The organism is Agrobacterium sp. LR_9 (assembly GCF_041954855.1).
GTDB classification, from domain to species: Bacteria; Pseudomonadota; Alphaproteobacteria; order Rhizobiales; family Rhizobiaceae; genus Agrobacterium; species Agrobacterium leguminum.
Window position 1 is genome coordinate 137,569 of record NZ_JAVAYA010000004.1, and the last position, 26,444, is coordinate 164,012.

Below are 26,444 nucleotides of genomic sequence, written 5' to 3' on the forward strand. Positions count from 1 at the left end.
GCAACTTTCCGCCCCAACGCGGCTTTTCCCCGTATCAAAACAGGCGTATCAATCGCGGCAATAAAAGTGCCGTACGGCTGTCATGTTAAGGGAGAAACAAAATGCGTGTTTCCATCGTCTTCGGTGCGCTTGCCGCCATGCTGGCGCTCACCGCCTGCCAGACGCTGACGCCGGAAGAGCGTCGGGCGCGGGATGAGGCGACTTGCCGGGGTTATGGTTTCCGCCCCGGCACGGACCCGATGGCCGGTTGCCTTCTCGATCTGGAAATGGACCGCCGCGCCGACAACCGCGCCTGGCAGGCGCAGATGAACCGCGACATGTTCTACCGCCCCGTGGTGGTGGAGCGGCGCATCATCGTCCAACAGAACCCCTGACGGGAATGAAGGCGACATTGCTCGCCACCCTGCCCTCATCCCTCTTCGCCGCCAGCGTTGCCTGCGCCGCGGCCAGACGGGCGATGGGCACGCGGAAGGGCGAGCAGGACACGTAGTCGAGATCGGCATCCTCGCAGAAATGGATCGAGGCCGGGTCGCCGCCATGTTCGCCGCAAATGCCGAGCTTCAGCTCCGGCCGCGTCTGGCGGCCGCGTTCGGCGGCGATGCGGATCAATTCTCCCACGCCGTCGAAATCGAGCGATATGAACGGGTCGCGTTCGATGATGCCCTTGCGCTGATAGGTATTGATGAAACGCGCCGCATCGTCGCGGGAGATACCGAAGGTGGTCTGCGTCAGGTCGTTGGTGCCGAAGGAGAAAAATTCCGCCGCTTCCGCAATGACGTGGGCGCGCAGTGCGGCACGCGGCAGCTCTATCATGGTGCCGGTGAGATATTCGATCTCCATGCCGGTTTCCTGCGCCACCGCTGCGGCGACGCCATCGATGACCTCGGTAACGTAATCCAGTTCCGAGCGCAGACCGACCAGCGGCACCATGATCTCAGGCACGACCGGCGCGCCGGTGATGCGCGCTGCGGCAACCGCCGCTTCGAAAATGGCGCGGGCCTGCATTTCGGCGATTTCCGGATAGGAAATGGCGAGACGGCAGCCGCGATGGCCGAGCATGGGGTTGAATTCGTGCAGGGCATCCAGCCGCTGGCGGAATACAGTCTGCGGCATGCCCATGGCGGCCGCCACCTCGACGATTTCGCCATCGGTCTTGGGCAGGAATTCGTGCAGCGGCGGGTCGAGCAGGCGGATCGTCACCGGCAGGCCGTGCATGATCTGGAAAAGCTCGGTGAAATCCGAGCGCTGCATCGGCAGAAGCTCATCCAGCGCCGCCCGCCTGCCCTTTTCGCTTTCGGCGAGGATCATCTCACGCATGACATGGATGCGGTCGCCCTCGAAGAACATATGTTCGGTACGGCAGAGACCGATGCCTTCCGCGCCAAATGCGCGCGCAGCGCGGGCGTCGGCGGGTGTGTCGGCATTGGTGCGCACAGTCATGCGGCGCAGGCTGTCGGCCCACTCCATCAGCTTGCCGAAATCGCCCGAGAGTTCCGGCTGCGTCATCGGCACCTCACCCTTCAGCACCCGGCCGGAAGAACCGTCGATGGTAATGACATCGCCGCGCTTGAGCATACAGCCGACGCCGATCAGCACCTTGTTGCGCATGTCGACGCGCATGGAGCCGGCGCCGGTGACGCAGGGAATGCCCATGCCGCGCGCCACCACGGCGGCGTGGCTGGTCATGCCGCCGCGCGTGGTCAAAATGCCTTCGGCGGCGTGCATGCCATGAATATCTTCCGGGCTGGTTTCGATGCGCACCAGAATAACACGGCGGCCTTCGGCTTCCGCCGCAACCGCCTCTTCGGCGGTAAAGACGATTTCGCCCGTCGCCGCCCCCGGCGAAGCCGGCAGGCCGGAGCCGATGATGGGGCGGGATGTGCCGGGATCGATGGTGGGGTGCAGCAGCTGGTCGAGCGACGAGGGCTCGATGCGGCAGACGGCCTCCTCCTGCGAGATCAGCCCTTCTTCCACCATATCGACGGCGATCTTCATCGCCGCGCGGGTGGTGCGCTTGCCGGAGCGGGTCTGCAGCATCCAGAGCTTGCCGCGCTCGATGGTGAATTCCAGATCCTGCATGTCGCGATAGTGGTTTTCCAGCCGCTTGCAGATCGCCAGAAATTCGTTGAACGCCTCCGGCATCAGCTTTTCCATCGAGGGCTTGTCGGAGCCGGAGGCCAGACGCGCGGCCTCGGTGATGGATTGCGGCGTGCGGATGCCCGCCACCACATCTTCCCCTTGAGCGTTGACGAGGAATTCGCCGTAAAGCTCCGCCTCGCCCGTCGAAGGATTGCGGGTGAAGGCGACGCCGGTTGCCGAGGACGAGCCGAGATTGCCGAAGACCATGGCCTGAACGTTGACCGCCGTGCCCCAGTCGCCCGGAATATTGTGTAAATGGCGGTAGGTCACGGCGCGGTGGTTGGTCCAGCTGGCGAAGACGGCGCCGATTGCGCCCCAGAGCTGAACATGACAGTCCTGCGGGAAGGCTTCGTCCAGCTCATCCTCGATCAGCTTTTTATAAAGCGAAACGACATGCTGCCATTCGACGGCCGACATGTCGGTATCGTATTCGTGGCCGAGGCGGCCTTTCTCGTCCTCGAGAATTTCCTCGAACAATTCGTGATCGAGGCCCATGACCACATCGGCATACATCTGGATAAAGCGGCGGTAGCTGTCCCAGGCAAAACGGGCGTCGCCCGCATCGTGGCCCAGCGCCTCGACGGTGCGGTCGTTGAGACCCAAGTTCAGCACGGTATCCATCATGCCGGGCATGGAGGCGCGCGCGCCGGAACGGACGGAGATGAGCAGCGGCGAGTGGCTGCCGCCGAAGGTCTTGCCGGTCACGGTTTCCATGCCGTGCAGGCCAGCCATGACCTGCAGCTTCAGCTCTTCGGGAAGATCGCGGCCATTCTTGTGATAAAGCGCGCAGGCATCGGTTATGATGGTGAGGCCGGGGGGAACGGGAAGGCCGAGACTTGCCATTTCAGCAAGGTTCGCGCCCTTGCCGCCCAATATCGCAACGTCACCTGCCCTGCCTTCGGCAGCACCGTTGCCGAAGGTATAAACCCACTTTTTCATTCCACGCTCTCCACCCAGAAGCGTTGTCATTTTTCTATCATCTACAGCATTGGCGGCACGTTGGAAACGCCGCAACGTGCAGTTTACATCGCAGTGCAGCATAATTGCGGCAAATTGCGCGCAAGAATTGCCGCAAAGGCCGAATAACGGCATGATTGACGCATTCGTGTAATGCGCTGAACTGGAGTGTTGCCTAAGCCATTCAAATCGCCGACAAAGAGATTATTCATGCAATTTACCCGCCGCCATACGCTTAAATTTGCCGGAATTTCCTGTGCCGCCAGTGCGTTTGCCGGGGCGCTCAGAGCCGAGGGCGCAGTGCCCGTCGCAGGCGCCGCCTCCGCCCGTCCCTTCGCGCTGACGACGCCGATGCATATCGGCCAGGCCGCGCTGCGCGTGCGCGATCTCGACCCGATGATCGAGTATTACCGTTCAGTGCTGGGCATGAACGAGGTGGAGCGCACGGCCAGAGGCGTGACGCTTGGCGTCGGCACCGTGCCGCTGCTCGATCTGGTGCACAAGCCGGCCGCGGATTTCGAAAGCCCCACCTCCGCCGGCCTGTTCCACATCGCCTACCTGATGCCCTCCCGCAAGGATCTGGCGCGCTGGCTGGTGCATGCGGCGCTGAAGCAGGTGCCGCTTTCCGGTTTTGCCGACCACAATGTCAGCGAGGCGATCTATCTCAACGATCCCGAAGGCAACGGCATCGAGGTTTACAGCGACCGGCCGAAGGATACATGGGTGTGGAGCGGCCGCGTGGTGAAAATGGGCACCGAACCGCTCGATGTCGACGATCTGGTGAAGCTGACCGATACCAAAAGAAGCGATTACGAGGCTGCCCCGCCGGGAATGCGCATCGGGCATGTTCACCTGCGGGTCGGCGAAATCGCCCGCGCCCGCGCCTTTTATGAAACGGCCATCGGCCTGCAACCGACGCAGGATGCGCGCTCCGATGCCTCGTTTCTCTCTTCCGGCGGATATCATCATCATCTGGCGGTGAATACATGGAACAGCCGTGGCGCGAAGGAACGCAACGCCATGGAAACCGGCCTCGACTGGTTTTCCCTCACCATTCGCAACCCCGATGATCTGGAGGCGCAGAAAACGCGGCTGCGGGCCGCCGGTTATGTGCTGGTGGAGATGGAGAATAACGTCGTGGAAGCGATAGACCCCTGGGGCACGCGGCTGCGGCTGATGCCAGGGTGAGTGGTCCATACGCTCGATGCGAAGCGGGCGCCACAAAAAATGCTTACACAACTTCGTCCGAACACGACAGAGCCTCACCGCCCCCTTCCTCATCAAGTCAGTCGTATTCGTCAGCCGGAAAAAAGACCTTGCGAGGCCGTTGCAGCGGCCTCGCAAGGCAGTCCACCCGGTACAGGAAACCGGATGGCGGGGTTGGGAAAGCACACTGAGGCTCATGGCAAGACATAGCAAAATGCCGCGGGTTTGCGCTCACCCGAATGGGTGAGACGACGAGATAAATTCATGTTGAGCAAAAGTCAGGATCGAAATGCGGCCTGGCAGTTTCAGACGGCTTCGCGCAGCTGTTCGGCGGTCTGCAAATCGACAGACACCAGTTGCGACACGCCCTGTTCGGCCATGGTAACGCCGAAGAGGCGGTTCATGCGCGCCATGGTGATGGGATTGTGGGTGATAATGACGAAGCGGGTTTCGGTGGAGGCCACCATCTCATCCATCAGGTTGCAGTAACGTTCGACATTGTGGTCGTCGAGCGGCGCATCCACTTCGTCCAGCACGCAGATGGGCGCGGGATTGGTGAGGAAGACCGCGAAGATCAGCGCCATGGCCGTCAGCGCCTGTTCGCCGCCGGAAAGCAGCGTCATGGTCTGCGGTTTCTTGCCCGGCGGGCGGGCGAGGATTTCCAGGCCCGCTTCCAGCGGATCGTCGGATTCGATCAGCTGCAATTCCGCCGTGCCGCCGCCGAAGAGATGGGTGAACAGCCGCTGGAACTGCGAATTGACCACATCGAAAGCGGCGATCAGCCTCTCACGGCCCTCGCGGTTGAGGTTCTGGATGCCGGCGCGCAGCTTGCGCACGGCGTCGATGATGTCGTCGCGCTCCTTGATCAGCGCGTCGAGCTTGGCGGAAAGCTCGGCCTGCTCTTCCTCGGCGCGCAGATTGACGGCGCCCAGCCGCTCGCGCTCGATCTTCAGCCGGTCGAGATCGCGCTCGACATCGCGAATATCGGGCTTCGGCTGGTCCGGGCCAAGGCCGGTCAGGCGGAACGCCATATGCGGCTCGGTGTTCAGCGTTTCGCGGATGCGGTGTTCGGTTTCCTGCCGCTTTTCGCGGGCGGAGACCAGACGTTCTTCGGCGCGGCCGCGTTTTTCGCGGGCTTCGGCCAGTTCCGACAGCGCCGTTGCCGCCACCCGGTCGGCGGCGCGCTGCAGGTTTTCCGCCTCGGCCAGCCGGTCGGCGGCCTCACGGCGGGCATCTTCGGTCTTCTGCAATTCGTTGAGAAGATTGCGGCGCTTCTCGTCGAATTCCTCCGGCGCTATGTCCAGCTCGACGATCTCCTCGCGCGCCTCTTCCTCGCGTTCGCGCAGCGTGGCGATGTGATCGGCCGCACTTGCTGCGCGCGATTGCCAGGTGGAGCGCTCCTGCCCTATCGCCTGAATTCTGCGCTGGCGGCTTTCCGCCTCGCGGCTCACGCCTTCATGGCGGGCGCGGGCTTCCGCCAGAAGGCCGCGGTCGGTCGCGACTTCAAGCTGGCTTTCGCGCAGCCGCAGATCCAGCACGGAAAGATCGGGCGCGTCTTCCATTTCGATGCGGGCGTTTTCTTCCTGAACGGCGATCTCATCGATCTGCGCGCCGATCTGGTTCAGTGCTTCGGACACGATATCGCGACGACGCAGCAGATCGCCAGAGGCCCGTTCGGCCGCAGTCAGCGCCTCGCGCGCCTCGGCAAGATGGCGGGTCGCAAGACGGCTTCTGTCGCGCACTTCCGAGAGCCGCAATTCGCTGCTGCGGATATCTTCGGTTTTCGCGGCAAGCTGGTCTTCGGCCTCGTCCAGAATGGAGCGCGCCTCATCCAGTTCTGTCTCGATTTCAGCGAGGCGGTTCTTCTGCGACAGGCGAAGCGCTGCAGCACCCGGCGCATCGGCGCTGGCGATATGGCCATCCCAGCGGAACAGCGCGCCTTCACGCGTCACCAGCCGCTGGCCAGCCTTCAAGTGCGGCAACAGACGCAGGGCTTCCGCAGTGTTTGCGACGACGCCGATCTGCGCCAAAGCGCGGCGCAGGGCTTCCGGCGCCTGCACATAGTCCAGAAGCGGTTTCGCACCCTGCGGCAAGGCGGGATCACCCGCGCCATCGCCATTTCCGGCCCAATAGGCGGGTGCTGCGGGATCGAGCGGGCTTTCGAGATCGTCGCCGAGGGCGGCACCCAATGCCGCCTCGAAACCGCGCTCCACCGTCATTTCTTCCGCCACCGGCGTAAAGCTGCCATTGGCGGCGGCACTGGAGGCAAGGATTTTGGTAATGGTGCGCGCTTCCGTGTCCAGCGCGTTCAGCCGGTTCCGCGCCGTTTCCAGCGGCGCGCGCGCCAGCGCTTCGGCGGAACGCGCCTCCGCGACGGCGGCTTCGGCTTCCTCCACCACGATCAGGGCATCCTCGACCGCGATCTCCGCCGCCTCGACCGCTTCTCGCCGTTCGGAAGGATCGGGAAGGCCGGAGAGCTTTTCGTCGATGGCATCGATCTCGGCGGATGCCTCCTGCGATTGCCGTTCCAGCCTCAGCTTGCGATCCGAAAGATCGCGGATCGCCCGCTCCAGTTGCTGGCGCGCGGCGGCGGCTTCGGCCCGTTCGGCGGTGATCGCGGTGAAGATGGCTTCGCTTTCCGCCAGCTTGACAGCGGCGGCTTCGAAGGCTTCACGCATCTCTTCCGCATGACGGCCGGAATCGGAGAGGATTTCCAGAAGTTCGGCCTCTTCCTCATCGAGCCGCGCGAGTATCTGGGCATTATCGGAGACCAGCCGTTCCTCGCGGATAATGTCCTCGCCAAGCTGCGACAGGCGGCGCGCCAGCTCATCGCGGCGGCGCAGCAGGCGGTTGGCCTCGTCATCCAGCTGGGTGCGGGCGATCTGCAGGCGTTGCAGGGCGGCGGCGACTTTCGCCTCGTCCTCGCGCAGCTCCGGCAGCTTCAGGCTGGCGATGCCCTGCTGCTTGGCCGCTTCCATCTGGGCCTGCGCCTTTTCGGCGACGATGTTGGTGGCCTGATTGAGCGCGCTTTCCGCCTCGCCTTCGGCTTCCTTCGCCTCGACCCAGCGGATGTGCAAAAGGGTCGCTTCACGGGCGCGGATGTCGGCTGACAGCATCTTGAAACGGTTGGCCTGGCGGGCCTGGCGTTTCAGGCTTTCGATCTGGCTTTCCAGCTGGGCGGTCACATCTTCCAACCGCTCCAGATTGGTTTCGGCGGCGCGCAGGCGAAGCTCGGCTTCGTGGCGGCGGGAATGCAGGCCGGAAATGCCGGCCGCCTCTTCCAGCAGCTGACGGCGGGCCTGCGGCTTGGCGTTGATGAGTTCGCCGATGCGCCCCTGCCCAACCATGGAGGGAGAGCGCGCGCCGGTGGAGGCATCCGCGAACAGAAGCTGCACATCCTTGGCGCGGGCTTCCTTGCCGTTGATGCGGTAGACGGAGCCGTTTTCGCGCTCGATGCGGCGCGTCACCTGAATTTCATCGGCATCGTTGAAGGCGGCGGGCGCGGTGCGGTCGGAATTGTCGAGATAAAGGCCGACTTCGGCGGTGTTGCGGGCCGGGCGATTGCCGGAACCGGAGAAGATGACGTCATCCATGCCGGAGGCGCGCATGTTCTTGTAGGAATTCTCGCCCATCACCCAGCGCAGCGCTTCGACCAGATTGGACTTGCCACAACCGTTCGGACCGACAACGCCGGTAAGCCCCGGCTCGATGATGAATTCGGAAGGCTCAACGAAAGACTTGAAACCGACGAGGCGGAGCTTGTTGAACTTCATGCCGTCACGCCCCGGCAAGAATATGGGCAATAAAAAACGGGCGTGCGAAAATATCCGCCGCCCGTTTCTTTCAGGGTCCGGCGATCAGAGCAGCTTGTCGATGACAGCCGACATGATTTCAACCGACATGTCTCCTGCGTATTTCTTGCCGTTGATGATGAAAGTCGGCGTGGAGTTGATGCCGAATTCCGTCGCACCGCGTTGCATCGTTGCGTTCACATCATCCAGAAGTTTCTGGTTCGTCAAGCAGGCCTCGAAAGACTCCTGTGAGAAACCGGCCATTTTCGACATTTGCAGCAGGGCGGCGCGCGCATCCTGCGCGACGGCCCAGCTCTGCTGCTGCTTGAACAGCATGGAAACGAAGGGGAAATACTGACCTTCCGGTGCGCAGCGCGCCAGCATGAAGGCGGCAGCGGCGCGCGGATCGAACGGGAATTCGCGCAGCACGAAATAGACCTTGCCGGTATCGATGTACTTCTTCTTGATCTCTTCGAAGGTCTTATTGTGGAAGTTGGCGCAGTGCGGGCAGGTCATCGACATATATTCGACGATCTTGACGGGTGCGTTGGCATCGCCGAGCGCGGCTTCCGGCAGCGGGCCGGGCTTCATCACCGCAGCCATATCCACATCGCCGGTGGATTCAGGCAGTTCCTGCGCCTCGGCGATACCGGGCGTGAAGGCGAACGGCAGGGCCGTGGCGACGGCAGCAAGAGCAACGCCGCCGAGGAGGCTGCGTCTGGTAATATTCAATTCGGAAATCGGCATGGAAACACCCGTGTTGATTTGAAACTGCCTGATGCGCAATTCGCTAACCCGATATCATCAGGACCGGCAGCGCGACAAGCGGGGTCTGAAACTTCCCTGTCAAACAATCGTGACAAGGGAATGGCGTTACAAGGAATAAGTCGTGGCGCTAAACCAACCTAATACTAACACCATCGGTATTCTACACTTACAACTGCGACCTTAGAGCTTTTCGCAAGCTTGACGACAACGTCTCATTCACGCCCGGTAGATTCACTTGGAGACCGGATGGATTTGTCGATCGCGTTTCGCTGATCTATAGAGCGTTGGAGTTTTTTGTTGAACTCTATCTCGCGGTATATCGAGCAGATCATAAATATTAGCAAAGCAACACCTATAGATCTATCAAACCACAATACGGCTGTGTAACCTAATACATGCTCCAGAAAATCATCCTTTCTGGAAACATGTGGATCCGATAAGAATATTAGAAACAAAGAAACAGCTATAAAAAACAAATTTAGAAAAATGTATTTTATCTTATCGCCCATATTTATCCTTGCGAATACTACTGTAAACGCAGCAATATAGTAAATTTCATTATTTTATCAAGCTTGCTTCATGAAGCGAATTATTTGCGTTTCTTCTGCAAAACCGCCGTGCCCAGCCTCTCCACCGCCTTGCGTAGCGCCTCGCTCTCGATGCCGTCCGTCATGTCATCGAGACGTTTTGCCGCATCGCCGCGCAGGGGCTGCGGTTTGCGCCTTCGGTTGACGGTTTGCGACACCGGTTTCTGCACGATCCTGATCTGGCGCACCGCCGGAAAGCCGAAAAAGCCGTTGATGCGGGCAATCAGTTCGCCCTGCGCATGGGTGAGAAACAGGGCGCGCGCGCCTTCGCAGGCAATCGTCAGCACGCCCGGCTGATAACCGCCGCGATCCGGCCCCTCGTCGCGGCGCGGCCAGGTGATTTTTTCCGGGCGGGTGCAATCGGCAAAGTCGTCACCGGCGATCTCGTCCCAGGAACCGAGCAGCGCGGTGTTGATGCCGGCGCGTTTCGAGAGCACGGGGTCCATGATGCCATTGGCGACTTCGGCGATCTGGACGACGCCCTTCTTTTTGCCGGCGCCGCTCTGGGGATAACGCATGTTTCACTCGCGATTTTGGAGAGGGCGATCCACATTTTCTTGATCGCCCGCTACGGATGTCCCAACTATAGGCCAAATCGAACAGAAACGGCAAACCATGCTTCAAAAAACCGCCCCGTCGTCTTATGCGCAGACGCTGCTAGCATGGTACGACCGGCACCATCGCGAACTGCCATGGCGCACGTCTCCCGCCATGGCGGCACGGGGAAAACGCGCCGATCCCTACCACGTCTGGCTCTCCGAGGTCATGCTGCAGCAGACGACGGTGCAGGCGGTCAAGCCCTATTTCCTGAAGTTTCTCGCGGCATGGCCAAGCGTCAGCGATCTGGCGGCGGCGCCGGTCGAGGATGTCATGGCGGCCTGGGCGGGGCTCGGTTATTACGCCCGCGCCCGCAACCTTAAAAAATGCGCCGAAGCCGTGGCGCGCGAGCATGGCGGCACCTTTCCGGACAGTGAAGAGGGCCTGAAGCAACTGCCCGGCATCGGCGATTATACCGCCGCCGCCGTGGCGGCCATCGCATTCAACCGGCAGGCGGCAGTGATGGACGGCAATGTGGAGCGCGTCATCTCCCGCGTCTTTTCGATAGACGCTCCCCTGCCCGGCTCAAAGCCCGCCATGAAAGCGAAGGTGGCCGAACTTACCCCTTCCGACCGGCCCGGCGATTTCGCCCAGGCGATGATGGATCTCGGCGCAACGATCTGCACGCCGAAACGGCCGGCCTGCGCGCTCTGTCCGTTCAACGGCCACTGTCTTGCGCTTGCCCATGACGAGCCGGAGCGTTTTCCGGTCAAGGCCGCGAAGAAGGCAAAGCCGGTGCGGCTCGGGGCTGCCTTCGTGGCGGTGAATGCGAGCGGTGAAATCCTGCTCCGTCGGCGCATCGAAAGCGGGCTTCTCGGCGGCATGACCGAGGTGCCGACAACGGCATGGACCGCACGCATGGACGGCGGCACGGAGGCGAGCCATGCGCCCTTTGCCGCCGGCTGGCAGGCGGCGGGCGTCATCGTGCATGTCTTCACCCATTTCGAACTGCGGCTCACCGTCTATCGCGCGCAGGTGTCGGACGGCCTTAAAACCGGCCCGGATGACGGATGGTGGGAGCCGGTTACAAATCTTGACGCGCAGGCGCTGCCAACGGTGATGAAAAAAGTCATCGCGCAGGCTATTCCATCCGCATTCGATGAAAGCAGGAAATTTCGATGACCAAGATTGAGCATATCGTATTCGACATCGGCAAGGTGCTGATCCACTACGATCCGCATATTCCCTATAGCCGCCTCATCCCCGATGCCGACGAGCGCAAATGGTTCTTCGAAAACGTCTGCACCCATGACTGGAACCTCGAGCAGGATCGCGGCCGCCGCTGGGAGGATGCCGAAGCGATGCTGGTGGAGCAGTTTCCGGAGCGGGAAGAGCACATCCGTTCCTTCCGCAAGTTCTGGCACGAGATGGTCTCGCATTCCTATGACGACAGCGTTGCCATCATGGTCGCCCTGATCGACAGCGGCTACGACGTGACAATGCTGACCAACTTCGCCTCCGACACCTTCCGCGAGGCGCAGAAAATGTTCCCCTTCCTCACTTGGCCGCGCGGCGTCACCGTTTCCGGCGATGTGAAGCTGTTGAAGCCCGATGTGGCGATCTACGATCTGCACGCCAGGGAATTCGGCCTCAATCCGGCCGCCAGCCTCTTCATCGACGATACGCTCGTGAATGTCGAAGGCGCGAAGGAAGCAGGCTGGCAGGCCCTGCACTTCACCGGCGCGGAAAAGCTGCGGCAGGATTTGCGGGCTTATGGGGTGGAAGCGTAAAGTGGCTGCCGGGCAAAACGGTGACGTGGACGCCCGGCTACGACTCGTTGGCCCAGTCTTCATGTGCGTGGCGGACGCGGACGATCAGGACGTCATCGTCAGTCCCCACGGCATAAACAACCAGATGCGCCCTGAACCGATGGATACGCACCGGCGGTAACAACTCATGCCGCTCTCGTGCCATTCGTGGGTTGAGAGATATCAGCTCAAATATCTCATAGAGTTCCCGGTGATATTTTTGCGCCTGCGCCAGCCCGAATAAGACTATGCCTTCTTCGACTATGCGAATGACGTCCTCTTCCGCGAGCAGAGACAGGCGAAAGCCCATGATCAACCGATTTTGCGTTTCATGGAGCGGGCTTCAGCCTCGGCGAACAGGGCATCCTGCGAGCGATGCCCGACGCCACTCTGCAATCCCTCATCCACAAAACGCTGCATCGCCGCGATTTTTTCGCCTCGTTCCTGGTCCTTCCGGATCAGGTCTCGCACGTAGTCACTCGCATTGGAGTAACGGCCCGTCCTGGATTGGGCCTCGACCCATTCTTTCATGGGTGCAGGCAGCGATATGTTCATGGTCGCCATATTCATCTCCTTTGATGGAAGAGTGCAGAATTTGGCAAAGTTTGTCAAAACAGATCGGGAAAAGAAATTGGCGCAGGCGGAAATGGCGGTCTCCGGCCTGCGCCAGTCCTGCCGCAAGCGGCATCGGACGCAATGTTTTTGTGATTTTTCCGAACCGGATTTTCACAACCATTGCTCTGATTTGAGACAGTATTGCCGATCTCTTGCGCGAAACTTGTCTTGCTAAAATAGTATACTCGAAAACACCAACGCCCGACACCGAAGTGCCGGGCGTTGGTCGTTCTCCATCCGGGACTGAAAGTACTAAACCGGACGGAGACATAGGCTGACAAGGGCGGGCGGTGGATCGTTGCGTCCAAGCCTTTTGGGCTTTGACTATTCGGCCTTTGCCAGTTCACTGCGGATGATCGCTCTCAGATCGTCGATCGGCTTCAGCGTGTCGCCGTCTTCGAAATGCCAGAACGTCCATCCGTTGCATGCGTCGAGACCCTGCACCTTCGCGCCAAGGCGGTGAATGGAGCCGGCGGTCCCGGCGGATGCCAGAGTACCATCGGCACGAATAATGGCGCTATAACGGCGTCGTGCATCCGTCAGCACCTGGCCAGGACGGACGAGGCCGCTTTCCACCAGCGTGTTGAAGGCAACGCGCGGTTCGGCCTTCTTGCCGGTCATCACGGTCAGTTCCGCCTTGCCGAGCGGCTCGACGGCGGCGATGCGGGCCGATGCCGCATCGATGTAATCCTGTTCGCGCTCGATGCCGACGAAGTGGCGGCCGAGACGTTTTGCAACGGCACCCGTGGTGCCGGAGCCGAAGAACGGGTCGAGCACGACATCGCCCGGCTTGGTGGAGGCCATGATGATGCGCGCCAGCAGCGCTTCCGGCTTCTGGGTCGGATGCACCTTCTTGCCGTCGTCACCCTTTAGCCGCTCGTTGCCGCTGCAGATCGGGAACAGCCAGTCGGAGCGCATCTGCACATCGTCGTTGGAGGCCTTCAGCGCATCGTAGTTGAAGGTGTAGTTCTTGGCTTTCGGATCGCGGCTCGCCCAGATCATCGTCTCATGGGCGTTCTGAAACCGGCGGCCCTTGAAGTTCGGCATGGGGTTGGTCTTGCGCCAAACGATGTCGTTCAGGATCCAGAAATCGAGGTTCTGGAGCATCGAGCCGACGCGGAAGATATTGTGGTAGGAGCCGATGACCCAGATGGTGCCGTTCGGTTTCAGCACACGGCGGCAGGCGAGCAGCCAGGCGCGGGTGAAGGCGTCATAGGCCTCGAAGGAGGCGAACTGGTCCCACTCGTCATCGACGGCATCGACCAGCGACTGATCGGGACGGTGCAGGGTTCCGCCAAGCTGAAGGTTATAGGGTGGATCGGCGAAAATCGCATCCACCGACTGGCTCGGGAGGGCATCCAAGGCAGCGACACAATCACCTTTGATGATGCTGTCTTTCCAGGCGTCGCTCTCGCCCGCACGATCAAAACCGGCACGCCGAAAATCGGCCAGCGGAAAAACTGCTGCCATTGGTACTCGCTCCATACGCTTACTCTCTACTGATGCTCATGGTTACCGAAGATGGTTATCAAAGCCTGAACAAGTCACGGAAAATGCGAAATAAATGGCTGCCGCGGCACGCAGGCGCGATTTGCGGCGGCCGGCGGGGGAACCCGAAGTCGGGCGAAAACGTTGTGCACAACGGGTTCTTCTGTCCCCGCATATCGGCGCGACAGGAAGAGCCATAATGGCAGGGGGTAATCCGCAATGGGGTCCGTGATGAAAATGGCTTCTTTTTCCATGAATGTCGTCTGCGCCGCACTTTTCGCAACGGCGCTGCCGGCGCCGTCGCAGGCGCAGCAACCGGCCCCGCAATATAACGTCGTCACCGATGCGGTCCTGTTCGATGGCGGCCCCTCGCTCGGCAATAGCGACAGGGTGCGGTGGGATTTCTACAAGGCGGACCGCTCCGGCGGGCGTACGGACGACAATGCCGGCGGCTCCTATGACGCCACCTTCGAGGCGAAACTGCCGGCGGGCAAATATGTCGGGGTGGCGGCGCTGGGCAATGTGACCCGCGAAGTGGCGTTCGAGGTGAAGGACGGAAGCATCGCGAGGCCGAAGGTGAATTTCGACGCTGGGGAATTGACCGTCGTGCCGAAACGCAGCGCCGGCGGCGATGTGGAAACGCAGGCGAAGACGGAAATCACCAAGGACGATTTCAAGGACAGCGTCTATGGCCAGAATACCGTCTTCGTGCCGGCCGGAGACGTCGTCCTCACCGGCAGCATCGGCCCGGCGCGGGCTGAGGAGACGCTTGCCATCAAGGCGGGCGAGAAGATCAGCCACGAGCTGGTCATTCCAAGCGGCGTGGTGATCGCCAAGGCCGTTTATGCGGAAGGCGGCCGGGCGGTGGAAACGGACGATATCCGCTTCGAAGCGATGTCGGCCAGGGAAACGCTGGACGGCACGCGTGAGACCATCAACGGCATTTACGGCACCGGCAAGATCATGGAAATGCCCGCTGGTGACTTCGTCATGCGCGCGCGTCTGGGCAAGGTGACGGTGGAACAACCATTTACCGTGACTGCCGGAAAACGAACCGAAATCACCCTCGATCTCGATGCGGGCGTTCTCGCCATCAAGGCGCCCGGTGCAGAACGGATCGATATCGTTGAAACCACAAGGGATCTTCAGGGCACGCAGAAGGAGATTTCCGGCCGTTACGGCACGCAGCATCAGGAAACCCTGCATCCCGGGGAATATTCGGTGAAGGTGAGCTACGACAAGAAATCCGGCCGCGAGCCGAAGGAGATCAAGGCGACGGTCAAGGCCGCCGAGAGAACCGAGACGGATGTGCCGGAGTAGGCCTCGGCCTCCGGCCGGCCAGAGGCTCCGGACGTTCGCCGATTTTCACGCCTGCGAAACCTGATGCCGCGATACGGTCGCACAGTCTTATCCACTGACAGCCTCGACAAGCAGGCCTGATCTCGCCTGCGGCGAAAGCCAGACGCATCTTCGCAAGAAAGTCGGGCGTCGCCTGCAACCGCTTGCCGGCAGTCAGTGCCTCGCCCAAAAGCGCCGACACCGAAAGGCGGGCTGTCTCATCCCGCTGCACCACGCCTTCGTTGAAACAGTGGGCATGGCTTTCACACAACAGACCCTCGCAAATATCGTCCGGGCCATCCACCAGCTCGATGTCCTCCTCGCCGGCGTTCAGGCGGGCGGCGACACGGTCGTAATTTTCGACGAAGCCGGATGTATATCCCTTGCCCACATAGGTGAGCATACACAGAAGATGGTGGGGCCGCAGGCGGACGGTCACGCGCCCGCCCTATCCGACGATGGCGAAGGCGTCGCGCACCGAGCCGGACGAGGTGCGGATGGCCTTCCGGCCAATCCATTGCACATGCCCGTCAAGAATACGCACCGCCTCTTCGGCGCGGCCGCCGCGCAGCGCATCGATGATCGCGCGGTGATCTGTATCGGTGCGGCTCTCCCAGCCGGCGCGCCAGGCGGAAAACAGGAAGCGGGCGCTCGCCGCATGAAGACCGTCGATCGCCTCCATCAGGCGCGGCATGTTGCAGGGCGCGGTGATGAGACGATGGAAGCGGCGGTTGGCCTCCTCCCAATGCTGCACATCGACGGCGCTGTCGCCTTCGAGCGTTGCCGCCTCCGCCTGGTCGAGAATGGCGGGCGTCATGTTGGGAATGGCGTGGCGCAGCGCCAGAACTTCAAGGGCGGCGCGCATTTCCGCCACCTCGCGCACATCGTCAAGGCCGAAATCCGCCACCCGGACACCCCGGCGCGGAATGCTGGCGGCAAGCCCCTGCGCTTCCAGCCGGCGGAATGCCTCGCGCACCGGCACATGCGACGCGCCGAATTCGGCGGCGATGTGATCCTGCCGCAACCTTTCACCCGGCGACAGCTCACCGCGAACGATGCGGTCGGCGAGCGTGCGGCTGATGCGCGCGGCAATGGTGTCTTCGGGCGTGTTTTTCACTGTCTTGGGCATAACATCCCATAACGCATATGGCGCGACCGTGTGTAGCGGTTTTTGCGCGCAAGAGGAACGCCAAACCAAATATTCGAGGCGACACAGTCGCTTACTCAGGCCGACCGAGCTATGAGCCTGATGGGACCGACCTTTGCGGGTGAGCCGGTTGAGCTTGGCGCGGACATGGTCTAAAAGCCCGGCATCATTTTCTTCCAGCCAAATCCGATACAGGGAGCGCCCATGAGCGGCTTCGACCTCATTATTTTCGACTGTGACGGCGTTCTGGTCGATTCCGAAATCATCGCGGCGCAGGTGGAATCCCGCCTCTTGACCGAAGCGGGATATCCGATCTCCGTCGAGGAAATGGGCGAACGTTTCGCCGGCATGACCTGGAAGAACATTCTTCTGCAGGTGGAAAGCGAAGCCAGCATTCCGCTCTCCGCCTCGCTGCTCGACAAATCGGAAAAGCTGCTCGACATGCGGCTGGAACGCGACGTGAAGATCATCGAGGGCGTGAAATTCGCCCTGTCGCGCCTGACCACGCCGCGTTGCATCTGCTCGAACTCATCGAGCCACCGCCTCGACATGATGCTGACGAAGGTGGGCCTGAAGCCCTATTTCGCGCCGCATATCTATTCCGCCAAGGACCTTGGAGCCGACCGCGTGAAGCCGAAGCCCGACATCTTCCTGCATGGCGCGGCGCAATTCGGCGTTTCCCCCGACCGCGTGGTCGTGGTCGAGGATTCCGTGCACGGCATCCATGGCGCAAGAGCCGCCGGCATGCGCGTCATCGGCTTCACCGGCGCATCCCACACCTATCCGAGCCACGCCGACCGGCTGACGGATGCGGGCGCCGAAACGGTGATCTCGCGCATGCAGGACCTGCCGGCCGTGATTGCGGCGATGGCGGAGTGGGAAGGCGCTTTTTGAGGAGGTAGCTGTGGTGGCATCCCAGACGCAAAAGGAATTCGTACCCGGCCAAGGCTATACCGAAGCGGATTGGGATGCTGTCGACTTTCCCGAAATGACAGATGAAGAGCTGGCAAATGCGCGTCCCGCGAGGGCCGTTTTGCCGCCAGCTTTTTTTGAGGCTGTGGAGGAGTATCGAAACTCCCGTAGCCGCCCGTCAGCGGAGAAGGCGACGGCTGTGGGAAAACCCTCCGGTTAAAACGCATGGAAAGTCGTAGACCTCTCCTCCGTCATGCCGGACTTGATCCGGCATCCAGTCACGGCGCGTCTGCGCCGTGAGAAGAGTCTTTTGCGATCAATGACTTGATCGCGCTGGACCCCGGATCAAGTCCGGGGTGACGGAATTCGGACCTTTGCGCGCAATCAGAACCGAAGCCTGCCGAGCAGCCTCCGGTTTTTTTGACATTTCGCCCGTCAAATCACCGGCGCTTGGTCTTGGCCTTTGCGCCCTGCTCCGCGAAGCCGATGAAGACGCTGACCGACTTCGGTGCGCCGCCCGGTCCGTTGGGGATGGCGACGTGGTCGTTGTTGAAGATGAACTGCGTGCCGGCCCCGCCTGCCGGAACATCGACGGCGAAGGCGGTGGTTTCGCCGTAGATCTCGCCGTCGCCGTCCTTCACAGTCACGCGGATCGGCACGGTCACGCGGCCGGGCTTGGCCATCGGGCCGGGAACGAGGCGGCCCTGGGCCAGCACGTTCACGGTAAGCGTCGATTCATTGGCGGTGCACGAACGCGTCGTATCGGACAGCGAGACCTGATAGGCGAGTTTCTGCGGATCGTCCTTGGCGCCACCGGCATAGACGCGATGAACGGCGTTGGCATCGAGAACCGTCACGGCCGGGCAATTGGCCTGAACCACGGCAGCCGTCGGTGCGGCCTGCGCCGCCGGCGGGTTGACGGCAAGCGAGTCCGACGGGTTGGAGGAATTGCATCCTGCAACAACGACGAGAAGCGACATCGCGGCGGACAAACGCAAGAAATTCCCTGACACTCTTCTAAATCCTCTCCCTTGTCCCGGAACAGAACCGGAGACGCTGTTTATTGACCTTTCACCCAGGTTGGCGATGGTCTATAGCAGCGACGCCGGAAAAAATCGATTGGCATGTTCGGTTTTGCTTGAATTTTCAGAAAAGCCCTTCATTAGCTCGCCAATCGCCTCATTCCGGTGAGACGCTGCGGACAAAGACGCCGATCGCATCGGCAACGGATAAGGGACTATCTCGTGGAATATGTATCGACCAGGGGTGCGGCCCCTTCGCTTGGTTTTTGCGACGCGCTTCTGGCGGGCCTTGGCCGTGACGGCGGGCTTTACGTTCCGCGCAAATGGCCTTCCATGTCGAAGAAGGAAATCCGCAACCTGCGCGGCAAGTCCTATCAGGACGTCGCCTTCGAGGTTCTCTACCGTTTCACCGGCGGCGAGATTCCGGCAGACAAGTTCAAGGCGATGATTGACGACGCCTATGCGACCTTCCGCCATCCTGCCGTCGTGCCGCTGACGCAGACCGGCCCGAACACCTTCGTTCTCGAGCTTTTCCACGGCACCACGCTCGCCTTCAAGGATGTGGCGATGCAGCTTCTCGCCCGCCTGATGGACTATACGCTTTCCGAACGCGGCGAGCGCGCCACCATTGTCGGCGCAACCTCGGGCGATACAGGCGGCGCGGCCATCGACGCCTTCGCAGGCCGCGAGCGCACCGATATCTTCATCCTTTTCCCGAACGGCAAGGTCTCTCCGGTGCAGCAGCGCCAGATGACGACCTCGACCGCTTCCAACGTGCATGCGCTGGCAATCAACGGTAATTTCGACGATTGCCAGACGCTGGTGAAGGAGATGTTCAACGACGTGAAGTTCCGCGATGGCGTGAAGCTTTCCGGCGTCAACTCCATCAACTGGGCGCGCATCATGGCGCAGGTGGTCTATTATTTCACCGCGTCGCTTTCGCTCGGCGGCCCCGACCGGAAGATTTCCTTCACCGTCCCAACCGGCAATTTCGGCGATATCTTCGCCGGTTACGTCGCCAAGAAGATGGGCCTGCCGATCGACAAGCTCGTCATCGCCACCAATGACAACGACATTCTGGCGCGCACGCTGAAGACCGGCCGTTACGAGATGCGCGGCGTCAAGCCCACCACCTCGCCCTCCATGGACATCCAGATTTCATCCAACTTCGAGCGGCTGCTGTTCGAAGCCTATGGCCGTGATTCCGCTGCGGTAAAGGCATCGATGGACGGCCTCAAGCAATCCGGATCCTTTGAAATTCCGCCGCACGCGCTGAAATTCATCAAACGCGATTTCCGCGCCGGCCGCGCCACCGAAAAGCAGGTGGCGGCAACGATCCGCGACACGCTTGAGAAAACCGGCTACCTGATCGACCCACATACGGCGACCGGCGTTTTCGTGGCGGAAAAGCATGAAAAGGCGTCAAGCCCGATGGTGGTTCTGTCGACCGCTCACCCGGCTAAATTCCCGGCCGCTGTAAAATCCGCTTGCGCAATCGAGCCTGCGCTTCCAGTATGGTTAGCTGACATTATGAACCGGGAGGAGCGTTTCGACATTCTGGATGCGGAGCTCAAAGCCGTGGAAACCTTCATCGGCAAACACGCACGCGCCGGCAAATAGAGACGCGGAAAGACGTTGAGTATGAGAGTAAATGTGACCCGGCTTTCGTCCGGGTTGACCGTTGTGACGGAAAAAATGCCGCATCTCGAAAGCGTCGCTCTTGGGGTGTGGATCAAATCCGGTTCCCGCAACGAGACGACTGCCGAACACGGCATCGCCCATCTTCTCGAACATATGGCTTTCAAGGGCACGGCGCGCCGCACTGCCCGGCAGATCGCCGAAGAAATCGAAAATGTCGGCGGCGAAGTCAACGCCGCGACATCGACCGAAACGACCTCCTACTACGCCCGCGTCCTGAAAGACCACGTTCCCCTCGCCGTCGATATCCTTGCCGACATCCTGACGGAATCGCTGTTCGACGAAGATGAGCTGGAGCGGGAGAAAAACGTCATCCTGCAGGAAATCGGCGCGGCGACCGATACGCCCGACGACGTGATCTTCGACAATTTCTCCGGTGTCGCCTATCGCGACCAGACCATCGGCCGCCCGATCCTCGGCACGCCGGAAACCGTGCAGTCCTTCACCACCGGCCAGATCAGGCATTATCTCGCCCGCAACTACACGACGGACCGCATCTTCGTCGTCGCGGCCGGTGCTGTCGATCACGAAAGCTTCGTGAAGCAGGTGGAAGAGCGTTTCGCCTCGCTGCCGCAGCTGCCCATTGCCACACCGGTTATGGAAAAAGCAATCTATACCGGCGGGGAAATTCGCGAGACCCGCGACCTGATGGATGCGCAGGTGCTCCTCGGCTTCGAGGGCAAGGCCTATCACGCCCGCGATTTCTATTGCTCGCAGATTCTCGCCAATATCCTGGGCGGCGGCATGTCCTCCCGCCTGTTCCAGGAGGTGCGCGAATATCGCGGCCTCTGCTATTCCGTCTATGCATTCCACTGGGGCTTTTCCGACACCGGCATCTTCGGCGTGCATGCGGCCACCGGCGGCAACGACCTGCCGGAACTGGTGCCCGTCATTCTGGAGGAACTTCGCAAGTCCTCGCAGACCATCCATCAGGAAGAAATCGACCGCGCCCGGGCGCAAATCCGCGCGCAGCTGCTGATGGGCCAGGAAAGCCCGGCCGCCCGCGCCGGCCAGATGGCCCGCCAGATGATGCTTTACGGCCGGCCCATCCCCAATGAGGAGATGATGGAGCGGCTTGGCGACATCACCCGCGCGCGCCTGACCGATCTTGCGGGACGGCTGTTTTTCGATACAGTTCCGACATTGTCCGCAATTGGCCCGCTCGAACATCTGCCGCCTCTTTCCGACATCACTGCGGCGCTTTCCGCGCAGCAGCCCGCAAGGATAAAGGCGAACGGATAAACCGATATGAGAGCGGGATTTAAAGGCGAAGACCGCTCATCTTTTTCGCCGTCCCGCTCGCGGATGGCGATGTCTGCCGCACAGGGATCGTGAATGCTGCGTTTTCTTTCCCGACATAGCGACACGCCCGAACTGCGCAGCGCCAATCACCTTCTCAGACTGCCGCGCTACGGCGATTTCAAGCAATGGCATGTGCTGCGCTCCGAAAGCCGGCAGTTTCTCCAGCCCTGGGAGCCGACCTGGCGGCCGGACGAGCTGACGGAAGGCGCCTTCCGCATGCGCGTGGTGCGCAACGGCCAGGAATTTTCCTCCGGCACCGCCGTTTCCTTCCTGCTGTTCGAGAAAGAAACGCTGCTGGTCGGCGGCATCACCATCGGTTACATCCGCCGGGGTGCGGCGCAAAGCTGCATGATCGGATACTGGATCGGCGAGCGGCACGCCGCCCAAGGCCATATGTCTGCCGCATTAAAATTGGTAATACCATACATCTTTAACGGACTTCAGTTGCACCGTATCGAGGCAGCCTGTATTCCGGAAAACTTCAAAAGCATCCGGCTTCTCGAAAATGCCGGGTTCCAGCGGGAAGGCCTCCTGCGGGAATATCTGAAAATCAATGGCCAATGGCGGGATCATATGATGTTTTCCCTTCTTGCCGACAAGCAAAGCTCCGGCGGAACGAAGTACGATACATGACCTACAATCACACTGCGCCTTGCCTTGCGAAACGTCTGACGGCAATCGCGCTGGCTGCGCCGTTTTTCCTGCTTTTCCTGCTTTTCTCTTCCTATTCCTACGCCTTCGAGCCGGTGAAGATTTCCCGTGACGACACGGCGCTCGACCTGACGGCCACCACCGATATCTATGCCAACCAGGGCGAAGCCTTTCAGGTCTCGACCGCGCCCGGCCCCGACGGCATTCGCCGCCGTATCGAGGTGCGCGCCAGTTCCACCGACCATCAGGGCGACTGGGCGGTTTTCGCACTCGCCAACGTCTCCGAAGAGCAGCTGGAGCGCGTCATCGTCGCCCCGCATTTCCGCCTCGTGAATTCCAAGCTGTTCTGGCCCGATCTCGGCTCGCAGCGCATCATGGCGATCACGCCGAGTGAAGGCTTTGCGCTCGATCGGCAGCCGAGCCCGGATGCCGACGTGTTCCGCATCACCCTCAATCCCGGCTCCGTCATCACCTTCGTCGCCGAGCTTTCCACGCCCCAGCTGCCGCAGCTTTATCTGTGGGAGCCGGAGGCCTACAAGGACACGATCAACGCGTTTACGCTCTATCGCGGCATCGTGCTCGGCATTGCCGGCCTGCTCGCCGTGCTTCTGACCATCCTTTTCGTGGTCAAGGGAACCTCCGTTCTGCCGGCCTCGGCCGCGCTCGCATGGGCGGTGCTCGCCTATATCTGCGTCGATTTCGGCTTCCTCGAGAAGCTCATCACCGTCACCTCAAGCGATCAGCGAATATGGAGGGCGGGCGCGGAAGTGGCGCTCGCCTCCAGTTTCGTGGTCTTCCTGTTCACCTATCTCAATCTCAATCGATGGCATGCGCATCTGGGTTATGCGACCTTTGCCTGGGTGGTGGGTCTGGCGCTGCTGTTCGGGGTCGCCATCTACGATCCCTCGGTCGCCTCCGGCATTGCGCGCGTGTCCTTCGCGCTCACCGCAACGGCGGGCATCGCGCTTATCGTCTATCTCGGTTTCAACAAGTATGACCGGGCGATTTTGCTAGTGCCTTCCTGGGCGCTGATTCTCGTCTGGCTGTTCGGCAGCTGGCTGACGGTCACCGGGCAACTGGACAACGACATCGTGCAGCCGGCGCTCGGCGGCGGGCTGGTGCTGATCGTGCTGCTGATCGGCTTTACCGTCATTCAGCACGCCTTTGCCGGCAGCGCCTATCAGCAGGGTCTCTTCTCCGACCTCGAACGCCAGTCGCTGGCCTTGACAGGCAGCGGCGATACGGTGTGGGACTGGGATGTGACGCGCGACCGCATTGTCACCACGCCCGACATTTCCAACCGGCTGGGGCTGGAACCCGGCGCCATGCACGGTGCGGCACGCAACTGGTTGCCGCGCCTGCACCCTGATGACCGCGACCGGTTCAAGGCGACGCTCGACGTGCTGCTCGACCATCGCAAGGGCCGCCTCAACCACGAATTCCGTATTCGCGCCGAAGACGGTCATTTCCACTGGCTGCAAATCCGCGCGCGCCCGGTTCTCGGCTCCAACGGCGAAATCATCCGCTGCGTCGGCACGATCACCGACATCACCGAGCAGAAAAATTCTGTCGAGCGGCTGTTGCAGGATGCGATGAACGACAATCTGACCGGGCTTCCGAACCGGCAGGTTTTCCTCGACCGCCTGCAATCGATCCTCAACCTGTCTTCCGACAGCGACGGCGTGCGCCCGACCGTGATGGCCATCGATATCGACCGCTACAAGCTGGTCAACGATACGCTCGGCATTGCCGCCGGTGACAATATCCTCATTGCGCTGACCCGTCGTCTGCGCCGTCTTTTGAAACCGCAGGATACGCTGGCGCGTCTTGGCGGCGATGAGTTCGGCCTGATCCTGACCTCGGAGCGCGATCCGCAGCGTGTGGCCGATTTCGCCGATGCGGTGAACAAGGCGATCATGGTGCCGATCAATTTCGCCAATCGCGAAATCATCCTCACCGCCTCCATCGGCCTCGTTTCGTGGATCGACCAGCAGGAAAGTGCGGCAGGACTCTTGAGCGATGCGGAACTCGCCATGTATCGCGCCAAGCGCGCTGGCGGAAACCGCGTCGAGCCCTTCCGCCCTGCCTTCCGCACGTCGGGCACAGACCGGCTGCAGATGGAAAGTGACCTTCGCCGCGCCATCGAGCGCAAGGAGCTGTCGCTGGCCTACCAGCCGATCGTCAAGCTCGACGATGGCGAGCTGGCCGGGTTCGAAGCGCTGATGCGGTGGGAGCACCCCAAGCGCGGCAATATTCCGCCGAGCGAGTTCATTCCGATTGCGGAGGCCTCCGGCCTGATCGAGCCGCTCGGCATGTTCGCGCTGGAACGGGCGGCGACCGATCTGATGGACTGGCAGCACGCCATCGAGAAGATGCCCATCTTCATTTCCGTCAATATTTCCAGTGCGCAACTGCTGAACAATGAATTGTACAACGACGTGCGCGGCATGCTGACCCGCACCCGTTGCAATCCGCAGCAGCTGAAGCTGGAACTGACGGAATCCGTCGTCATGGAAAACCCGGAGCAGGCGCGGCTGGTGCTTTCAAAGCTCAAGGAAACGGGCTTAAGCCTCGCCATGGACGATTTCGGCACCGGCTATTCGTCGCTCGCCTATCTCACCCGCTTCCCCTTCGACACGATCAAGCTCGACAAGGCGCTGGTTGCCAATACCAGCGACAAGCGCAACGTGCTCCTGCGCTCCGTCATCGCCATGGCGCGGGCGCTCGACATGCAGGTCGTGGCGGAAGGCATCGAGACGCCCGAGGATGCTGCCGAACTGGCGCGCATGAACTGCCATTTCGGCCAGAGCTTCCTGTTCGGCACTCCGGTTTCGGGCGATGCGGCGCTGAAGCTTCTGCGAGAACGGTTCCAGCCGACGAAGCGGGCTTCGTAAGCGGAGTATTGGAACGCGAGGTAGGCTACCTCCGTCATTCCGGCCTTGAGCCGGAATCCAGCCAAGGGGCGTCTGCCCGGCGGAAAGACTCCTTTCAGCCCAAGGACTTGGGCTGGCTGGATACCGGCTCAAGGCCGGTATGACGGGAGAAGAAAACCGCGCTTCTCCTGATCAGGACACTCCGCCTGCCGCACATTTACTGCACTACCGCATTCTGCACGGCCATCGGCGACTCATCCGCCGCCACCCTCCCATGCAGCAGGTCATGAATGAATTCCATCTTCACCACCACCGGCGGTGTCAGCACGAAGGGATAGAGGTCAGCCTCCCCCATGCTGCGCTGGATGGAATTGATGGCGACACTGAGCGGAATCCACGCCTTGACCAGCTGCGCGGCGCTGCGGGCTTTGTAAGGATCAAACGTCACCTCGGCCGCCATTTCCTCATGCCCATCAGGATCGATTGCGACGCCGAAGGCGCGCGCCGTCTCCAGCGTATCGACGATATGCAGGTAGTGAGCGAAACATTCGGCGAAATCCTCCCACGGGTGGACCGAGGCATAGGAGCTGATGAAGCTTTCCTGCCAGTCGGGGCGTGGTCCGCCATCGTAATTGCGTTGCAGGGCAGCGCCGTAATCCTCGCGCTCATCGCCGAAGACGGCGCGGCAGGCTTCCAGCCGGTTTGCGTCCCGCACCAGCTTATTCCAGATAAAGTGCCCTACCTCATGGCGGAAATGGCCAAGCATGGTGCGGTAGGGCTCGTTCATATTGGCGCGCACCTGCTCGCGCGTTGCATCATCAGCCTCTGCGGCGCGAATGGCGATGAGGCCCTCATCGTGACCGGTCATGGCGGGAATGACGGAACCATCGGGCGCCACCGCATCCACCAGAAAGTCGAAGACGAGGCCACCGGCAGGGTCGGCATCGCGGTTGGGATGCGGCAAGCCAAGCCGCAGGATCGAATAGAACAGATGCCGCTGCGCCTGGCTGATGCGACGCCATTGCGCGATGCCCTGTTCGGTTGCGATATCCGGCACCAGACGGTTGTGGCTGCAGGCCGGGCAGAAGGCGCTGTCGCTTTGCGCCGGCACTGACCAATTGCAGATATCGTTCACTTCATTGGCACAAAACCGCACCTGTTTTTGCGGGTCCGAGAAGATCTGCCAGTTCGGCTCACCCGCGGGCGAAAGCGCCTCCATTGAAAGCCGCTCCGGCACGAAGGCCAGACGATGACCGCAGGAAACGCAGAAACGATTGTCGAAATGGACCGGCTGGCCGCAGGATGCGCAGGAAAAAAGCTTCATCGATGAAACCCTTGCGATGGATCGGGTGGGTGGAGGAAACATACGATGCCAACATGCACCGTAGACGACAGCTGAAAATCATTGACGCTCCTGCGCTCCGGGCTTACCCCCTCTGTCCTGCCGGACATCTCCCCCTCAAGGGGGGAGATCGGCAAGACGCTCTTCCACCACTCCATTCTCAAGTATTGAGATGGGCGAGACCTCGCCTCAGGTCGATCTCCCCCCTTGAGGGGGAGATGTCCGGCAGGACAGAGGGGGGTAAGCCCGGAGCGCATATGAAA

Annotated in this window: 21 protein-coding genes and 1 pseudogene; 11 read left to right on the top strand and 11 right to left on the bottom strand. The window is 61.2% G+C overall.

Features of this window, described 5'->3' with window-relative positions; translation table 11 throughout:
• Positions 1–101 precede the first annotated feature (101 nt).
• Positions 102–374 carry a hypothetical protein gene (locus RAC79_RS07035; RefSeq protein WP_035260597.1) on the top strand — a complete coding sequence of 91 codons (273 nt, stop codon included), beginning with the start codon at positions 102–104 and terminating at the stop codon, positions 372–374.
• Here RAC79_RS07035 and ppdK read toward each other — a convergent pair.
• Positions 352–3,078, bottom strand: a complete 2,727-nt coding sequence (ppdK, locus tag RAC79_RS07040; protein ID WP_174038886.1) for a pyruvate, phosphate dikinase — start codon at positions 3,076–3,078, stop codon at positions 352–354. The two genes, RAC79_RS07035 and ppdK, sit on opposite strands and share 23 nt — an antisense overlap.
• A 228-nt stretch (positions 3,079–3,306) precedes the next feature.
• On the opposite strand from ppdK, the gene RAC79_RS07045 reads away from it, so the two are divergent.
• On the top strand, positions 3,307–4,284 hold the full coding sequence (locus RAC79_RS07045; RefSeq protein ID WP_174038885.1) for a VOC family protein: 978 nt from the start codon (positions 3,307–3,309) through the stop codon (positions 4,282–4,284).
• 323 nt (positions 4,285–4,607) lie between these two features.
• On the opposite strand, the gene RAC79_RS07050 is transcribed toward RAC79_RS07045, so the two are convergent.
• The 3 genes from RAC79_RS07050 to RAC79_RS07060 form a co-directional block, all read right to left on the bottom strand.
• Positions 4,608–8,075, bottom strand: coding sequence for a chromosome segregation SMC family protein (locus RAC79_RS07050; protein ID WP_174038884.1), 3,468 nt, complete (start codon positions 8,073–8,075; stop codon positions 4,608–4,610).
• 84 nt (positions 8,076–8,159) lie between these two features.
• Positions 8,160–8,840: a DsbA family protein gene (locus RAC79_RS07055; protein ID WP_125144703.1), complete on the bottom strand. Its 681-nt coding sequence runs from the start codon at positions 8,838–8,840 to the stop codon at positions 8,160–8,162.
• 610 nt (positions 8,841–9,450) lie between these two features.
• Positions 9,451–9,966: a DUF721 domain-containing protein gene (locus RAC79_RS07060; protein ID WP_374996953.1), complete on the bottom strand. Its 516-nt coding sequence runs from the start codon at positions 9,964–9,966 to the stop codon at positions 9,451–9,453.
• A 97-nt stretch (positions 9,967–10,063) separates the two neighbouring features.
• Here RAC79_RS07060 and mutY point away from each other — a divergent pair, with 97 nt between their 5' ends.
• Together mutY and RAC79_RS07070 are read left to right on the top strand one after the other, a co-directional pair.
• Positions 10,064–11,167, top strand: coding sequence for an A/G-specific adenine glycosylase (mutY, locus tag RAC79_RS07065; RefSeq protein ID WP_174038882.1), 1,104 nt, complete (start codon positions 10,064–10,066; stop codon positions 11,165–11,167).
• A complete protein-coding gene (locus tag RAC79_RS07070; protein ID WP_142843949.1) occupies positions 11,164–11,775 on the top strand; it encodes an HAD family phosphatase in 612 nt (203 codons plus the stop codon). The genes mutY and RAC79_RS07070 overlap by 4 nt, the downstream gene beginning before the upstream one ends.
• Positions 11,776–11,812: 37 nt before the next feature.
• Here the strand turns inward: RAC79_RS07070 and RAC79_RS07075 are convergent, their stop codons facing one another.
• The 3 genes from RAC79_RS07075 to RAC79_RS07085 form a co-directional block, all read right to left on the bottom strand.
• Positions 11,813–12,103, bottom strand: a complete 291-nt coding sequence (locus RAC79_RS07075) for a type II toxin-antitoxin system RelE/ParE family toxin (protein WP_174039004.1) — start codon at positions 12,101–12,103, stop codon at positions 11,813–11,815.
• A 2-nt stretch (positions 12,104–12,105) separates the two neighbouring features.
• A complete protein-coding gene (locus RAC79_RS07080; RefSeq protein ID WP_125144708.1) occupies positions 12,106–12,357 on the bottom strand; it encodes a type II toxin-antitoxin system ParD family antitoxin in 252 nt (83 codons plus the stop codon).
• 375 nt (positions 12,358–12,732) lie between these two features.
• The gene (locus RAC79_RS07085; RefSeq protein WP_065654299.1) at positions 12,733–13,878 is read right to left on the bottom strand and encodes a site-specific DNA-methyltransferase; all 1,146 of its coding nucleotides are present in this window, start codon (positions 13,876–13,878) and stop codon (positions 12,733–12,735) included.
• 237 nt (positions 13,879–14,115) lie between these two features.
• Between RAC79_RS07085 and RAC79_RS07090 the strand changes: the two genes are divergently transcribed.
• Complete coding sequence (locus tag RAC79_RS07090) at positions 14,116–15,216, top strand: hypothetical protein (RefSeq protein ID WP_374996954.1); 1,101 nt, start codon at positions 14,116–14,118, stop codon at positions 15,214–15,216.
• Here RAC79_RS07090 and RAC79_RS07095 read toward each other — a convergent pair.
• Both RAC79_RS07095 and RAC79_RS07100 read right to left on the bottom strand, forming a co-directional pair.
• Positions 15,176–15,637: a DUF1284 domain-containing protein gene (locus RAC79_RS07095; protein WP_078051146.1), complete on the bottom strand. Its 462-nt coding sequence runs from the start codon at positions 15,635–15,637 to the stop codon at positions 15,176–15,178. The two genes, RAC79_RS07090 and RAC79_RS07095, sit on opposite strands and share 41 nt — an antisense overlap.
• A 45-nt stretch (positions 15,638–15,682) precedes the next feature.
• On the bottom strand, positions 15,683–16,363 hold the full coding sequence (locus RAC79_RS07100) for a GntR family transcriptional regulator (protein ID WP_142843951.1): 681 nt from the start codon (positions 16,361–16,363) through the stop codon (positions 15,683–15,685).
• 222 nt (positions 16,364–16,585) lie between these two features.
• Between RAC79_RS07100 and RAC79_RS07105 the strand changes: the two genes are divergently transcribed.
• Positions 16,586–17,275 carry an HAD family hydrolase gene (locus tag RAC79_RS07105; protein ID WP_003520496.1) on the top strand — a complete coding sequence of 230 codons (690 nt, stop codon included), beginning with the start codon at positions 16,586–16,588 and terminating at the stop codon, positions 17,273–17,275.
• 13 nt (positions 17,276–17,288) lie between these two features.
• A pseudogene (locus RAC79_RS07110) lies at positions 17,289–17,480 on the top strand (hypothetical protein); the annotation flags it as partial.
• Positions 17,481–17,733: 253 nt separating this feature from the next.
• On the opposite strand, the gene RAC79_RS07115 reads toward RAC79_RS07110, so the two are convergent.
• A complete protein-coding gene (locus RAC79_RS07115; RefSeq protein ID WP_035236805.1) occupies positions 17,734–18,273 on the bottom strand; it encodes a hypothetical protein in 540 nt (179 codons plus the stop codon).
• Between the two features lie 264 nt (positions 18,274–18,537).
• Here RAC79_RS07115 and thrC point away from each other — a divergent pair, with 264 nt between their 5' ends.
• From thrC to RAC79_RS07135, 4 genes are all read left to right on the top strand, one after another.
• Entirely contained in the window at positions 18,538–19,935 is a 1,398-nt protein-coding gene (gene thrC, locus RAC79_RS07120; protein WP_078051149.1) for a threonine synthase, read from the top strand.
• 21 nt (positions 19,936–19,956) lie between these two features.
• The gene (locus tag RAC79_RS07125) at positions 19,957–21,255 is read left to right on the top strand and encodes a pitrilysin family protein (RefSeq protein WP_065654303.1); all 1,299 of its coding nucleotides are present in this window, start codon (positions 19,957–19,959) and stop codon (positions 21,253–21,255) included.
• 93 nt (positions 21,256–21,348) lie between these two features.
• Positions 21,349–21,948, top strand: a complete 600-nt coding sequence (locus RAC79_RS07130; RefSeq protein WP_003509108.1) for a GNAT family N-acetyltransferase — start codon at positions 21,349–21,351, stop codon at positions 21,946–21,948.
• Positions 21,945–24,860, top strand: coding sequence for a sensor domain-containing phosphodiesterase (locus RAC79_RS07135; RefSeq protein WP_065654304.1), 2,916 nt, complete (start codon positions 21,945–21,947; stop codon positions 24,858–24,860). Before RAC79_RS07130 ends, RAC79_RS07135 begins: the two co-directional genes overlap by 4 nt.
• Before the next feature lie 196 nt (positions 24,861–25,056).
• Here RAC79_RS07135 and RAC79_RS07140 read toward each other — a convergent pair whose 3' ends face one another.
• Positions 25,057–26,163, bottom strand: a complete 1,107-nt coding sequence (locus RAC79_RS07140) for a putative zinc-binding metallopeptidase (protein WP_374996955.1) — start codon at positions 26,161–26,163, stop codon at positions 25,057–25,059.
• Positions 26,164–26,444 lie beyond the last annotated feature (281 nt).